Below are 15,297 nucleotides of genomic sequence, written 5' to 3' on the forward strand. Positions count from 1 at the left end.
AGAGCTAAGAAACGTGCACGAAATACAATAAGTTGTTTCGTGTCCATTCCTAAGTATTTTCCCGCAGGGCAATGGTGTTTTAAGCAGAAAGTTATGATTGATGTTTAATAGGGCGATAGCAAGGTTCCCAGAAAGTCTCTGCAATCTTATCCTGTAATTCATGTATTGAAGTCTTAGGCGCGACACCATCGTCCTGAGCCTGCAATCCGACGGCAAGTGCAATACTCGTACTCACCTTGCGAATATCACTCAGCGGAGGTAGCAAACCAGGTTCGGCAGAGTCGGGCTGGTTTTCCGCACTCTCACTAAGCGCAATAGCTGCAGCCATTAACATACCATCTGTGACTCGGTTGGCCTTAGATGCGAGTATACCTAGGCCCATTCCAGGAAAAATATAACTGTTATTGCATTGCGCGATAGGGTAATTCTGGCCATTATACGATACTGGAGTGAAGGGGCTTCCGGTAGCGACCCGAGCTTTACCATCAGACCATTTAATAATATCAGCAGGCTCAACCTCGATACGCGCAGTAGGATTGGACAAAGGAAAAATAATAGGTACGATAGTTCCAGCAGTCATAGTCCTAATGATTTCTTCAGTAAACAATCTAGGCTGCCCGGAAACTCCGATCAGAATTGCTGGACGTGCCTGTTTTACTACTTCAAGTAAACTGATGCTTTGCGAGTCGTCGTCTGACCAGTTCTTTACTCGCTCATGAGATTGCGCCAGGCGCTGTTGAAACGGAAATTTTGCAGGTACGCCATCATGTACAAGGCCGCGACTATTGACCATAAATATTTTCCGCCGCGCATCCGCCTCAGGAAGTCCCTGCAAAACCATAGCAGCAATAATTTGCTCGGCTATACCACATCCTGCAGAACCCGCACCCAGAAACACAACATTTAGCTCACAGAGATTTATATTGGCTGTTTTGACTGCGGCGAGTAATGTTCCAACCGTAACCGCAGCTGTTCCCTGGATATCATCGTTAAAAGTACACAGTTGATCGCGATATTTTTCCAGTAATGGGGTTGCATGAGTCAAAGCAAAATCTTCAAACTGCAATATCACCTCAGGCCACTTTTGTTTTACAGCCTGTACAAACTGGTCCAGAAATTCATAGTATTGCTCGCCTTCTATGCGTGCATGACGCCAGCCTACGTATAGCGGATCTTTAATGCGTTCTTCATTATTAGTGCCGACATCCAGAGTAATAGGTAAAGTCGTCGCCGGGTCTATTCCTCCGCAAACACTGTACAGGGAAAGCTTGCCGATCGGAATACCCATTCCTCCTGCACCTTGATCACCCAGACCAAGAATTCGCTCGCCATCGGTAACAACAATCACACGGATATTTTTACCAATACCATTGTCTAATATTGCCTGAATATGTTGGCGTTCTGGATAGCTAATAAACAGTCCTCGGGGACGTCTATAGATTTCACTGAACTTTTGACAGGCTTCACCAACAACTGGAGTATAGATAATAGGCATCATCTCGGTGAGATAATCATGCACCAGTCGGTAAAACAGCGTTTCATTATTATCTTGCAGGGCGCGTAAATAGACATGTTTTTCCAGATTAGTTTCAAACGTGGAAAATGCCTCATACGCGCGTAAAGCCTGATCATCCAGAGTTTCAATATGTGGAGGTAATAAACCGAGCAAGCCTAATTCAATGCGCTCTGCCTCACTAAATGCAGTGCCTTTATTCAGCAATGGATTTTCCAGTATGGCGTTCCCGGATAGAGATGAGGGAGCCAGTATTTCTAGAGTTGTTGCTGCTTTATTAATTTCTTCTGTCATGGTGATTTCCAGTTAATACGTGGATCAGTGAGCTTATGTAAAAAAGCATAAGGAGCGTACACGAAATAATTTGAATAAGTGGAAGTTGGATCTTTAGCTCCACCGTTATAAGACAGGGTCAAAGGTCCCACTTGTTAATTATTTGTAGACTTAGAAGCGAGAACTCAAGAACACTCGCTCCTAAGTGCATAACCCTGTGATTAAAAACGTTCTGCCGAGGCTTTGTGCCAATCAGCGAGATAGGTAGCAGGAATATCATCAGATAATAATTGGCCTGCCGCTAACGGAGTATAAATTTCATCAAAATGCATTAAGCCCTGATCAAAGCGGCGGTAAATATCTGAAGGACACAGCATATCCGGATGTTCATAGCCTATTGCACCGCATAACTGCAAAAAGGAAGTAACGGTTTGCGCGTGAAAATTTGCAACCTGAATATGTTTGCTCTCAACATGCACGGCTTTTCCGCGTTGTGGATTCTGAGTCGTAATGCCTGTGGGGCATTTGTTAGTATTGCAGGACTGTGATTGTATACAGCCCAGAGCCAGCATCATCGTGCGTGCTGCATTAACAGTATCAGCGCCCAATGCAACTTTGGAAAGTATATCAAAGCCGGAGGCTGTTTTCCCGGAGGCGATTAACCGGATGTGCCTTCTAATATTAAGTCCAATCAGTACTTGGTTAACATAGTAAACAGCTTCCAGACACGGAGTACCCAAGCGGTTGGAAAATTCCAGTGGTGCAGCGCCGGTCCCCCCTTCTGCGCCATCAATCGTAATAAAATCCGGATAAATCTGTGTCTCAAGCATAGCCTTGCAGATAGACAGAAATTCGCTGTTTTTACCCAGGCATAATTTAAATCCTACAGGCTTGCCACCACTTAGTTGACGTAATTGCTGCACAAATTGCAATAAGCCTTTGGGCGTATTAAAAGAACTATGTGCCGGCGGGGAAACGACATCTTTGCCTTTCTCTACTAGACGAATGTCAGCAATTTCCTGAGTAACTTTGGCCGCAGGTAAAATACCTCCATGAGAAGGTTTAGCTCCTTGCGAGAGCTTTATTTCTATCATTTTAACGGGTTCTAGGGTAGCTCGCTCCTTGAAAGCATCAGCATCAAAACTGCCATCCTGATTACGACACCCAAAATAACCGGTACCAATTTGCCAGATAATGTCCCCACCGTATTTTAAATGATAGGGGCTCAGTCCACCTTCGCCTGTATTATGCGCAAACCCGCCGCGCTTAGCACCTTTGTTTAAAGCCATGATGGCATTTGCGCTTAGGGCGCCAAAACTCATTGCGGAGATATTCAAGCGTGAAGCACTATACGGTTGTGTGCAATCCGGACCGCCGAATAAAATCCTTTTGTCTTGCTCTGCTACTTTTTTTGGATTAAGCGAGTGTTCTGCCGTTAGGTAGCCATCTTCAAGAATATCCACTTCGGTGCCAAAAGGCAGGGTATCGGGTAGTAATCGCGCGCGGCGGTAAACCAGACTGCGTTGTTCGCGGTTAAAAGGTCTTTCTTCTATATTACTGGCAACAAAATACTGATGTATTTCGGGGCGGATAAATTCCAGCATATAACGCATATAAGAAACTACCGGGTAATTTCGACGTAAATTGCTGTGACTGAAATACAGATCGTAACAACCTATGATTGCCCATAGCAGACACGCTCCACTGAGGAAATAAACGACAGGATATTGAGTCGCTGCAAATAAACTAGCAGGGATGGCAATCAGAGTGATCAGCCAGTACATCTTTACCATAAAGGTCATAGTTATTCCTGCGATTTCGGTGAATGTGCGTGTAGGGCGCGGCTTTAGCCCGTTGTTAAATTTTTTGGCGGGCTAAAGCCGCGCCCTACATGTTTTTTTAGTATTAGATCCAGTAAAAAAATATAAATAACATTAGCCAGACGACATCCACAAAATGCCAGTACCAGGCTGTTGCGCTAAAAGCAAAATGATTCTCGGGTGAAAAATCGCCTTGAATACTGCGGATCAACATAATAATGAGCATGGTCGTGCCGATAGTTACATGTGCGCCATGAAATCCGGTTAATAGAAAAAACAGGCTACCGTAGCTACCTGCATTCAGTGTTAAACCATGCTGCTGATAGGCATCGTAATATTCTGAAGCCTGGCAGCCGAGAAAAGTAATCCCAAGCAATATTGTACAAATTAAGCCGACAATAAGTACACCACGTTTTTTCAGGGTTAAGCCCCAGTGTGCAATAGTTAAGGTAACGCCACTAGATAATAGCAATAGCGTATTGAGCGCAGGAATTCCCCATATATTACCTACAGAAGTGGCACCAAGAAACTGTTGGTTATCAGGATTGTGAAATAAAGGCCATCCCCCAGAAAAATCAGGCCAGAGCAAAATATGCGTTAGGGGATGAGTGATGCCACTCAATTCAGGTACGCTGATGACCCGAGTGTAAAAAAGCGCAGCAAAAAAACTTGCGAAAAACAAAACTTCTGAAAAAATAAACCAGGTCATTCCCCAGCGAAATGAGTAACCCACTTGCGCATTATAACTTTCTGCCCGATTTTCACGAATCACACTCCCAAACCAGCCACACATCACTCCTAGAATACACAGCAACCCCAAAAATAATAAATAAGGGCCGAACCAATGATCGTGTAACCAGTTTGCCGCACCAATAAAGAAAAGAATAATACTTGCACATAAGGCGACCGGCCATACAGATGGCTCAGGAACAAAGTAGTGGCTAGTACTCTTCGACTCTTTCGGCTGTACATTCATTATTTAATATCCGGAGGCGTTTGAAAGCTATGGTGCGGAGGCGGTGATGATAAAGTCCATTCCAGTCCTTCCGCGCCATCCCATACTTGAGCTGTGACTGGTTTTCCTTTTTTTATGGTGCGCAGCACATTATAAAGAAAGATTAGCTGGGAAAAGCCGAAGATAAAAGCGCCCACTGTTGCAATCATATTAAAATTAGTAAATTGCAACGCATAATCGGGTATTCTGCGTGGCATACCTGCAAGGCCTAGAAAATGCATAGGGAAAAAGGTTAGATTGGTAGCAATAACCGTCAACCAGAAATGCCATTGGCCTAAGGTTTCACTATACATTTTGCCACACCACTTGGGTAACCAATAATAGATCCCGGCCATATAGGCAAATACGGAACCAGGAACGAGTACATAATGAAAATGACCGACAATAAAGTAACTATCATGATACTGGAAATCGCTGGGTGCAATCGACATCATAATGCCGGTAAAGCCACCAAAGGTAAACATTACGATAAAGCCAACTGCAAATAACATCGGTGTTTCAAAAGTAATCGACCCCTGATACATAGTTGCTAGCCAGTTAAATATTTTGATGCCGGTGGGAATGGAAATCAGCATGGTGGCATACATAAAATAAATCTCAGCCGCTAGTGGTAAGCCGCTGGTAAACATATGATGCGCCCAGACTAGTAAAGATAAAAAAGCGATTGAGACTGTTGCGACGACCATACGGTTATAGCCAAACAGCTTTTTACGACTAAAAGTAGGAATCACCTGGCTAATGACACCAAAGCCAGGCAATATCAATACATACACTTCGGGGTGACCGAAAAACCAGAACATGTGCTGGAACAACAATGGGTCACCACCACCGGCAGAGTCAAAAAAACTAGTGCCGAAATTACGGTCTGCCAGCATCATGGTTACCGCGCCAGCCAGAACCGGCATAATAGTCAGTAATAAAAATGCGGTGACCAGCCAGGTCCAGACAAACAAGGGAAGCTTCATCCAGGTCATGCCCGGCGCGCGCATATTGATGATAGTGGCGATAATATTTATCGAGCCGAGAATCGATGAAATTCCCAGCATATGCACCGAAAAAATCAGGAAGTCGGTACTCGGGGGACCATAGCTAGTAGATAGCGGTACATACATCGTCCAGCCAAAATTAGGCCCACCGCCTTGCATAAAGATAGTACTGGCCAACAGCAAAATTGCAAATACCAATATCCAGAAACTCATATTATTAAGTCGCGGCAAAGCCATATCTGGCGCGCCTATCATCATTGGTATTTGCCAGTTTGCCAGACCGACCGCAACGGGCATAACAACCGTTAGCAGCATGATTAAGCCATGCATGGTAATCAGTACATTATAGAAATTAGGGCTGACCAGCTGTAAACCTGGAATAAACAATTCCGCACGCATTATCAGCGCCATTGCGCCACCAATAAAGAACATTGCAAAACTCAGGCAAAGATACATGGTGCCTATATCTTTATGATTGGTCGTAAATACCCAGTGTTTTAGAAAAGCAGACATGCCTTTGCCTGTCTTTGCTTCGGTAGGTTCGATTAGTGGTTCTGATTGCGTGCTCATAGTTATTGCTCTAATCTGGTAGTTTTTGACCGGCGCATCTGCACTTGTTCTGGCGTGATAAGATCACCCGTATCATGATCCCAGGCATTTCGTTCATAAGTAATAATAGCAGCAATTTCAGCATCACTAAGGTGTGCCGCGAAAGCTGGCATGGCACTTCCAGGAACGCCCTGTAATACCAGATCAATATGCCGACTAATAGGTTTGCCTACGACAACCGAGCTATCGGTTAATGCAGGAAACAGGGGCGGAATCCCGCTGCCATCTTGCTGATGACAGGCTGCGCAATAATGCAAATAGTGCTGTCTTCCGGTGCGCATTTCGGCATCCATCTTCCATTTATCAGTCGACTCAGGAGCTGGTGGTTTATTCTGCTGAGCAAGCCATAGGTCAAACTCTTGCTCACTTACCGCTTTAACGACGATAGGCATAAAGGCATGATCAATACCACAGAGTTCAGCACACTGGCCCCGGTAGACTCCGGATTCAAGGATTTTGGCCCAGGCTTCATGTATATAACCCGGAATAGCATCACGTTTAACCCCCAGTTCAGGTACCCACCAGGAATGAATAACATCATCGGATGTGACTAAAAAACGTACTTTTTGATTAACCGGCAATACCAAAGGCTTGTCTACTTCGAGCAAATACCATTCGCCTTTTTTGGCATCCCCATGAATTTGTCTGGTGGGTGTAGACAGTACGCTATAGAATTCAACACCTTTATCCAGATAGGCGTAGTGCCATTGCCACTGTGATCCAGTGATTTTAATAGTCAGGTCGGCATGCGAATCATCTTCCATATCCATCAACACCAGCGTTGAAGGAACTGCTATCGCGACCAAAATCAGAAAGGGAATAATAGTCCAGATATTTTCAATGGTACTGCTATTGTTGAAATTACTCGATTTAGCTCCGCGCGAACGCCGGTAACGAAACAGAATTAAAATTAGCGCGGAATAAACTATCAATCCGATACCTGCGCAAATTGCCATTGTCAGCATATGCAAATCGTAGATATCACGGCTTATTGGGGTGACACCTCTGGGGAGATTAATACCCCATTCAGCTATCGCAGATAGCGGTAGGCTTGTCCCGATACACGCTAGGCTCAGCTTTAAGTATGAGAGGTATGATTTTTCAGGCTTCATTTTTTTACTCTCACCACAATGTATAGTTATTTTGTTTCTGGCTGTGTTGTACAAGATATTTCACTGCTGCGATAATTTCTGTACCAGTGCAGTGCGAGCACCCACCTTTCACCGGCATATTACCTTTACCATGCAGAGTGCTTAGGATTAACACATCCATATTTTTCTTAATACGTGCCTGCCATTGTTGTACTGCGCCAATTTTAGGTGCCCCCAGTTTTCCCTCGTCATGACATACGCTACAGTTATTACGGTAAACTTGCTCACCCAAAGCAAAACTTGCAGTCGTTACTTTCGCTAAAGGCTGTGGTTTTTGTAGTTCAATCCACTGCGAATGTAACAGTGATTGATACAGTAAATAGTCTACAGCAGCGGTGACATCAGCATCATTACAGGTAACACAAGCACCTTTTACAGGCATCTTATTAAAACCATTAATCGCATGACTATAAAAGCTGGATAACCCTCGATCGGAACTTGCCAGGCGTTGCTCCCAGTTCGCCTGATCGCCAATTCTAGGCGCGCCAGCTTCGCCGTTTAAATGACAAATAACACAAACATTTGCATAAACCTGCTCGCCACGTTTTAACCGAGGTTGATCCGCGAGCCGCTGCGGAAGATTACGCGGCTGTTTACTGACCACACTTTTTAAATATTCGGCAATGGCTAGACTATCAGCATCCGTTAGATATTGCAGGCTGTTATGATTAGCATCAGCCATTGGCCCTCTGACAGGCCCTGCCTCATTAATCAACTGACTCTTGCGAAATACCTTGGCTACTTGATATTTACTCGCAGTGCGTAAGCCCAGGCCCGTAATATCTGGAGCCCAGTATCCCTCTATCATAGAGCCAGTAAGAAAATGTTTTTTCTGTTCAGCACCAATAACATTCATCGGTGTATGACACATGGTGCAATGCCCCAGTCCATTAACCAGGTATGCGCCACGATTCCATGCTGCTGATTTGCCGGAGTCTTGCTTAAAGACACCTTTATCAGGGTGAAAATAAAGGGCTTTCCAGCCAGTCTGCCAAATCCGCCAATCTACGATGAATGGCAGAGTATTCTCTTTATTTTCCAGACTAACGGCAGGAATAACCTGCAAAAAAGCCCAGATGTCTTTTAAGTCTTGCTCTTTAATGCGGTTGAAATAAACATAGGGAAATGCAGGAAAAGAATTAGAACCATCAGGGCGGATACCCTGATGCATGGCCTTAATAAAATCCTGCTCGCTCCAGTCGCCTATGCCGGTTTTTTTATCCGGAGTGATATTAGGCGTAAAAAAGGTTCCAAAGGGAGTTGGGATAGGCAAACCACCAGCAAAAGGATAAGTACCTTGCTTGGGGTTGCTATGGCAGGCTATACAATCACCGACTTTAACTAGATACTCTCCGCGTTTAACGGCATCTGCGTTTGCTAGTTCACTATATTGGATCTTCGGGTAATCGGGATAAACACCGAGAACTTGAGTATTTGTTGAAATAGGGTGCAAAGCATATGCCGTAGGCATAAACACAAGTATCCAAAACAATATCTGCAAATTAAGAATTCTTGCCAGCGCTGTCTTGCGGATAAGTACACAATTAGGATTGATTTGCATAGGCTAGATTTTTCTTCAAGATTTATTTCCCGGTCATATCCGCTATAAATCAGTTAGAACTCATAAATACTTACATAACATAAATATACTAGCCCTGAATAGAGCGTAGCCAGCATTGTTCAGTAACGATATCAAATGAATTTCAATGACTTCTCAATAGATTTTAGTCTATCATTTATCCAAACAGCACGACAAGTTATTGTCGTCATTATCTCCTGAAACGCCCTGTGTATATTTTATAAATACTCTAAAACCCCAACAATGCAATACCCGTTAATCAATTCTGCTGGTCAATGCCCCCCTGAGTTTATTTCTAAGCCTTTAAAACAAGCCCGTAATCACTCCGGCATCAGTAATATCAATGCGCTCTGCTGCAGGTGTCTTAGGCAAGCCTGGCATTGTCATCATATTACCCGCTATCACGACAATAAAACCCGCACCGTTAGCAAGTCTAGCCTCGGTGATTTCCACCGTATGCCCAGATGGCGCCCCTTTTGCCGTTGGGTCGGTAGAAAAAGACATCTGCGTTTTTGCTATACAAATGGGGAAATGCCCATATTGAGTTTGTAATTCCTCAATCTCAGCCCTAACTTTTGCGCTGGCTGTGATATTTGCAGCACCATAAATTTTTGTCGCAATGCTTTCAATCTTTTCCCACAGTGGCAATTGATCTTCGTAAACATAGCTAAACCCGGGCTCGCGATTATCAACGATATTTAATACTTCCCGGGCTAGTTCTTCTGCACCCGCGCCGCCTTCTGCCCAATGCTTTGAAACGACGCACTCTGCGCCCAGAGCTGCACACTTGTCTTTAATTAAAGTAAGCTCTGCTTCAGTATCAAATGTAAAATGATTAATACACACCACACACGGCAGGCCAAAGTGTTGCGTAATATTATTATAATGACGTTCCAGATTGACAAAGCCTGCTGCTAAAGCTGCCAGGTTTTCATTGTTTAAATCTTCTTTTGCAACGCCACCATGTGATTTTAAGGCTCTGGTAGTCGCAACCAGAACAACGGCTGAAGGTTTCAAACCAGCCATGCGGCATTTGATATCAATAAATTTTTCAGCGCCTAAATCTGCACCAAAGCCTGCCTCAGTCACCGTATAGTCCGCAAGCTTTAAGGCCGTTTTAGTTGCCGTAACGGTGTTGCAGCCGTGGGCGATATTGGCAAAGGGGCCGCCGTGAATAATGGCGAGGTTATTTTCTAGTGTTTGTACCAGATTGGGCTTAATTGCTTCCTTTAATAAAGCAGCCATCGCTCCTTCTGCGTGCAAATCGCTGGCATACACTGGACTTACTTTATCGGTTTTATAAGCAACCACAATACGACCTAAACGCGCTTTCAAATCGGCGCGACTGGTCGCCAGGCATAAAATCGCCATCACTTCTGATGCGACTACAATATCAAACCCATCCTCACGTAAATAACCATTCGCCGGACCACCCTGTCCCACTGTAATTTCACGCAATGCACGGTCATTCATATCAACCACACGCTTCCATTTAATCCGCCGTGAATCAATATCCAATGCATTGCCATGATTAATATGATTATCAATCATCGCAGATAATAAATTATGTGCGACGCCAATCGCATGGAAGTCACCGGTAAAATGCAGGTTAATATCTTCCATCGGCACGACTTGTGAATACCCGCCGCCTGCTGCGCCACCCTTCATGCCAAAACAGGGGCCTAATGAAGGTTCGCGCAAACACATAATGGTGTTTTTTCCCAAACGATTCATAGCATCACCCAGACCAACAGTGGTGGTTGTCTTACCTTCACCAGCCGGGGTTGGACTGACTGCCGTTACCAGAATTAACTTGCCGTCTTGTTTACTACTTAGGCTGTCTATATATTCCAAAGAAACTTTTGCTTTGTAATGACCGTAAGGGTCCAGATGCTCAGCGGGAATCGCTATTTTTTCTGCTGCTAAATCAATGATGGGCAGCATTTTTGCCTGTTGGGCGATTTCAATGTCTGACATAAAATTTTAAGGAATAAGGAGGAGTAAGAAAGTATACAATTTTATCTTTCTACATTTTCATGAAATCGACAAAAGTGAATAGACAATTTGGATAGAAAGAGATAAAAGCCCACCTGACTGAGTGTAAAAATTTTTGGTGATTTATCTATTTTTTCAACAGCACTTAAAGGAATACTATGCAAATCGGAAAGCAAAGCAATAGAATCTTCAATACAAGTTGTATTCTTAGGCAAATAAAATAAATAAGAAACTTTTTGCTCCTTGATGGAATGAATTTTAGCATCAATTCTAGATTGATTAATCCCTGATTTTTGTAAAAGGAGAATATACTTAGGGAGATGGAAAGAAATAATCATCCAAACGAAGTAAGCTTGTGTCTCAATAATTTATAATAATGAATTCTGAATTTATTCTCACACTAGGCAGATAAGCTTGTTGATATTAACAGATAGCATTATAGGTTGGATTATAAATACAGCCCATCGTTTAAAAGGCTCGGTACGTCGTATATTCATGGCTGAAACGGTGGAGCTACTAGGCTCAGGTGGTGCAAGTATTGCTGAAGAAAAACTAGGATGGAATAGAGGCACTATCCGAAAAGGACAATATGAACTTGAAACTCAGCCCATAGAAGATAATTTTTCAGCGAGAGGGCGTAATAAAAGTGAAGAGCATTTTCCTCATCTACTTGATGACATAAAAAAAATTGCTGAACCGGAGTGTCAAACGGATCCCTCTTTTAATTCCTGTCGATTATATACCCGGCTAACGGCTAAAGAAGTTAGAAAACGTTTACTGGAGATTGATTATTACGATGAAAAAACATTACCTTGCTCAAAAACTATCAATACAAAATTAAATGACCTGAGTTACCATCCAAAAAAGGTACAAAAAACAAAGCCTCATAAGAAAATCAAGGAAACGGATGCAATTTTTGAACAAGTTCATTCAGTCAATGGAATGGCAGATATCAACCCAAAAGAGATTCGTATATCAATTGATGCCAAAGCAAGAATGAATATAGGAAATTTTTCACGGGGAGGACGAAATCGGGTTTTAACAAAAGCAGAGGATCATGATTTAGATGTTAAGGAAAAGTTAACTCCTTTTGGTTTTTATCTGCCTGAACATGATGATTTTTTCCTTTTCTTTACAGCAGGCTATGCCAGCAGTGATTTCATCGTTGACCGATTGGAAGAAATTTGGCCAGAAATTCAAGAAAAATATGGAGTAGATATTCTGACAATTAACGCTGACAATGGTATGGAGAACAGTAGCTCCAGAACTCAGTTTATAAAAAGGCTTGTGGAGTTTGCTGAAAAAAGCAACATAAAGATAAAACTGGCCTACTACCCTCCTTATCATAGTAAATATAACCCAATTGAACGAGTATGGGGAGCCTATGAAAATCATATTAGTGGCGACATAATGGATACAGTTGAAACAACTTTAAAATTTGCCAAAAGTATGACCTACAATGGCAAAGCACCTATTGTTAAATTAACAGAAAAAATATATGAAACAGGAGTAAAGGTAGGTAAAAAAGCAATGAAGACGTATTATCAGTTTGTTGACCGAATGCCATCGTTGGAGAAATGGTTTTTGACCATTTCTCCTGGTTGTTCTGGATGATTATTTCTTTCCATCTCCCTTATTCAACTCAATAAGCGGGGCAAATGTCAGCTTTATAGGAAATTCTCGCCTATTGTTGATATCCATATCACATGAATTTGATAACAAAACCCCCTTAATGGCTTTAGTTTTTCCAGTATAAAAATCAATCACAGTGAGAGAATTGAGCCCATCACCTTGTAACATCTCATGAGGAACCTGATTTGTATAATAATTTGTTTTTTCAGGAAAATCTTTTAATGCTTTGATAAGCCCTAATTTTGCTTCTTGAGTTAAATAATAGGGGATATTACTTTCTATTGAGTTGTCATTTAGCAACATATTTAGCTTTCGTATAATTCCCACAAATTATCATATAGAACTTTCTCAAACTCTTTCCCTAAGGGCTCTTGTTGTGATTCAAGAGCTGAGTAAAGTTGACTAGTACTATGTTCGAAAGAAACATTTATGGAATTATGATTAATGGAGTTTTGCTGTAAATTTTTACTCTCACTAAAAGTAGGACTGCTGCCGCCTGAGACATAAGATGCGGCAGCAGTAATAATTTGAGAAAAATCTTGGTTAATTTCATTTGTGGCAGGTAACCCAGATATAGCTGTCGCTATAATAACAGCGCTAACAGTACCAGATATCTGATGTACTTCTATGTTATTCATATTCAGGCTCCAAATAATCAACTGTTGCTTGAGTCAAGCAAGAAAAAAACATATCCTTATTTGCTTGTCGAATTCGTTCTAAATCATCGAGTAAATTATTAAGTGAATTTTTTGAGGTAGCAATAGTATCAATATCAACAATGATTCCCTTCTTTGAGGGTGTATTTTCTGACGGCACTGTGGCAGACGAGATAATATTAACTACATTGACAAAATTATCATGATTTATTTCAACCCGAAACTGGAAAAATTCATTTAAAATTTTATGTTTTGCAATTTCTATATCAAGATTTAGCAATGAAGTAGAAGGCACTGAGCCGTCAAAAGGAATCAAATTAATATATTTTATAGAATGGCGTTCTATAGATTGAATAATATCAATTTCTTGTAATATCTTTATAATTTTTAAAATTGAACCTTTGAATATTTTCCACCCTGGATAATTTGATGAGCAGCTAATTGATAAATTTCTATCGCCAATATTAATGTGAAGCTGATTCCAGGTTAGCCTACTTACTGGAGCAAACCGTAAATTAGGATCGGTATTTCTTATTTCACTTGGGATTTTTTCTGTTGGAAGATTTTCAATTTTTTTTTCACCCTCAAGTTTACTAAATAACAAACCAGGAAGAACTGTTGACGCAGGCACATTACATGTAAACCTTATTTCAAAAAGTGCTTCAAGCAATGGCTCTTTATTTAATCGATGGGGGAGTTTTTTCGCATTCATATTTGTATTTTTAAGTTCTCGTTTCTACTTATCAATATAGCAAAAACGAGAACGCATATCTAATTGAAAATTTCACTATAACGATTATTAATCACTATACACTGGAAAACGTGCGCATAAAGCAGAGACTTTTTCGCGTACCGCTGCAATCACGGTGTCATCTTCCACGTTTTCCATTACATCACACATCCAGTTTGCCACATCAATAATCTCGGCTTCTTTAAACCCCCGTGTTGTCGGCGCAGGCGTGCCCACTCGGATACCACTGGTAACAAACGGTGATTCAGGATCATTTGGTACGGCATTTTTATTCACTGTTATATGCGCTTTACCTAATGCTGCATCAGCCGCTTTACCGGTAATTCCCTTAGGAATTAAAGAGACCAGCATTAAATGATTATCAGTTCCGCCTGAAACCACATCAAAACCACGCTCAATAAACACACCCGCCATGGCCTTAGCATTTAAAATTACCTGTTGCTGATAGGTTTTAAATTCTGGCAACATTGCCTCTTTAAAAGATACTGCTTTTGCCGCAATCACATGCATCAAAGGTCCACCCTGAATACCCGGAAAGATATTCGAGTTGAGTTTTTTCTCTAACTCAGGATTGCTTTTACATATAATTAAGCCGCCACGAGGGCCACGTAAAGACTTATGTGTCGTGCTGGTAACAATATCAGCAATCGGCACAGGATTAGGGTATAAACCTGCCGCAACCAGGCCTGCAACATGCGCCATATCAACCAGTAAATAAGCACCTACTTTATCAGCGATATCGCGAAAGCGTTGCCAGTCCCAAATACGTGAGTAAGCAGAAAAGCCAGCTACCAGCACTTTTGGTTTATGCTCTAGCGCAAGTCTTTCTACTTCAGCGTAATCAATTTCACCCGTTTCAGGATGCAAGCCATACTGAATGGCATTGTAAATCTTACCTGAAAAATTAGGTTTTGCACCATGCGTTAAATGCCCGCCATCAGACAGACTTAAACCTAAAATAGTATCACCCGGCTGAATCATCGCCATAAAAGCCGCCATATTCGCCTGTGAACCTGAATGCGGTTGCACATTTGCATAGTCCGCACCAAACAATTCTTTAGCACGATCTATAGCCAGTTGTTCGGCTTTATCAACAAATTCACAGCCGCCATAATAACGCTTGCCTGGATAGCCTTCTGCATATTTATTGGTGAGTTGCGAACCTAGTGCTTCCAGCACACGTGGGCTAGTATAGTTCTCAGATGCAATAAGCTCTATGTGATCTTCCTGACGTTGATGCTCTTCTGCTATGGCTTTGAATAGTTCATCATCAAAGCCGGCTATGGACATAGATTTTTTAAACATTTAGGTCTCCTG

General features: G+C 42.1%; 13 protein-coding genes. 1 reads left to right on the top strand and 12 read right to left on the bottom strand.

From position 1 onward, the window contains the following. Positions 1-91: 91 nt before the first annotated feature. From ACQY3F_RS19500 to ACQY3F_RS19535, 8 genes are all read right to left on the bottom strand, one after another. Positions 92-1,807 carry an NAD-dependent malic enzyme gene (locus tag ACQY3F_RS19500; protein ID WP_428356713.1) on the bottom strand — a complete coding sequence of 572 codons (1,716 nt, stop codon included), beginning with the start codon at positions 1,805-1,807 and terminating at the stop codon, positions 92-94. Between the two features lie 200 nt (positions 1,808-2,007). Further along, positions 2,008-3,588, bottom strand: coding sequence for an FMN-binding glutamate synthase family protein (locus ACQY3F_RS19505; RefSeq protein ID WP_428356714.1), 1,581 nt, complete (start codon positions 3,586-3,588; stop codon positions 2,008-2,010). Between the two features lie 103 nt (positions 3,589-3,691). After that, entirely contained in the window at positions 3,692-4,582 is an 891-nt protein-coding gene (locus ACQY3F_RS19510; RefSeq protein ID WP_428356716.1) for a cytochrome c oxidase subunit 3, read from the bottom strand. Further along, positions 4,582-6,120 carry a cytochrome c oxidase subunit I gene (gene ctaD / locus ACQY3F_RS19515; RefSeq protein ID WP_428357747.1) on the bottom strand — a complete coding sequence of 513 codons (1,539 nt, stop codon included), beginning with the start codon at positions 6,118-6,120 and terminating at the stop codon, positions 4,582-4,584. The genes ACQY3F_RS19510 and ctaD overlap by 1 nt, the downstream gene beginning before the upstream one ends. 59 nt (positions 6,121-6,179) lie before the next feature. After that, positions 6,180-7,382 carry a cytochrome c oxidase subunit II gene (coxB, locus tag ACQY3F_RS19520; RefSeq protein WP_428356718.1) on the bottom strand — a complete coding sequence of 401 codons (1,203 nt, stop codon included), beginning with the start codon at positions 7,380-7,382 and terminating at the stop codon, positions 6,180-6,182. Beyond that, a complete protein-coding gene (locus ACQY3F_RS19525) occupies positions 7,339-8,928 on the bottom strand; it encodes a c-type cytochrome (protein WP_428356720.1) in 1,590 nt (529 codons plus the stop codon). Before ACQY3F_RS19525 ends, coxB begins: the two co-directional genes overlap by 44 nt. Positions 8,929-9,249: 321 nt before the next feature. After that, positions 9,250-10,923, bottom strand: coding sequence for a formate--tetrahydrofolate ligase (locus ACQY3F_RS19530; protein WP_428356722.1), 1,674 nt, complete (start codon positions 10,921-10,923; stop codon positions 9,250-9,252). 41 nt (positions 10,924-10,964) lie between these two features. Then, entirely contained in the window at positions 10,965-11,279 is a 315-nt protein-coding gene (locus ACQY3F_RS19535; RefSeq protein WP_428356723.1) for a hypothetical protein, read from the bottom strand. 79 nt (positions 11,280-11,358) lie between these two features. Here ACQY3F_RS19535 and ACQY3F_RS19540 point away from each other — a divergent pair, with 79 nt between their 5' ends. After that, on the top strand, positions 11,359-12,555 hold the full coding sequence (locus tag ACQY3F_RS19540) for an ISAzo13 family transposase (RefSeq protein ID WP_428352931.1): 1,197 nt from the start codon (positions 11,359-11,361) through the stop codon (positions 12,553-12,555). Here the strand turns inward: ACQY3F_RS19540 and ACQY3F_RS19545 are convergent, their stop codons facing one another. The 4 genes from ACQY3F_RS19545 to glyA form a co-directional block, all read right to left on the bottom strand. Beyond that, positions 12,556-12,876: a hypothetical protein gene (locus ACQY3F_RS19545; RefSeq protein ID WP_428356724.1), complete on the bottom strand. Its 321-nt coding sequence runs from the start codon at positions 12,874-12,876 to the stop codon at positions 12,556-12,558. A 2-nt stretch (positions 12,877-12,878) separates the two neighbouring features. Then, positions 12,879-13,211, bottom strand: a complete 333-nt coding sequence (locus ACQY3F_RS19550; protein WP_428356726.1) for a hypothetical protein — start codon at positions 13,209-13,211, stop codon at positions 12,879-12,881. Next, positions 13,204-13,941, bottom strand: a complete 738-nt coding sequence (locus tag ACQY3F_RS19555; protein ID WP_428356728.1) for a TIGR04255 family protein — start codon at positions 13,939-13,941, stop codon at positions 13,204-13,206. The genes ACQY3F_RS19550 and ACQY3F_RS19555 overlap by 8 nt, the downstream gene beginning before the upstream one ends. An 87-nt stretch (positions 13,942-14,028) precedes the next feature. Continuing rightward, a complete protein-coding gene (gene glyA / locus ACQY3F_RS19560) occupies positions 14,029-15,285 on the bottom strand; it encodes a serine hydroxymethyltransferase (protein ID WP_428356730.1) in 1,257 nt (418 codons plus the stop codon). Between the last annotated feature and the right edge of the window lie 12 nt (positions 15,286-15,297).

This window comes from Methyloprofundus sp. (assembly GCF_965251085.1).
GTDB lineage: Bacteria > Pseudomonadota > Gammaproteobacteria > Methylococcales > Methylomonadaceae > Methyloprofundus.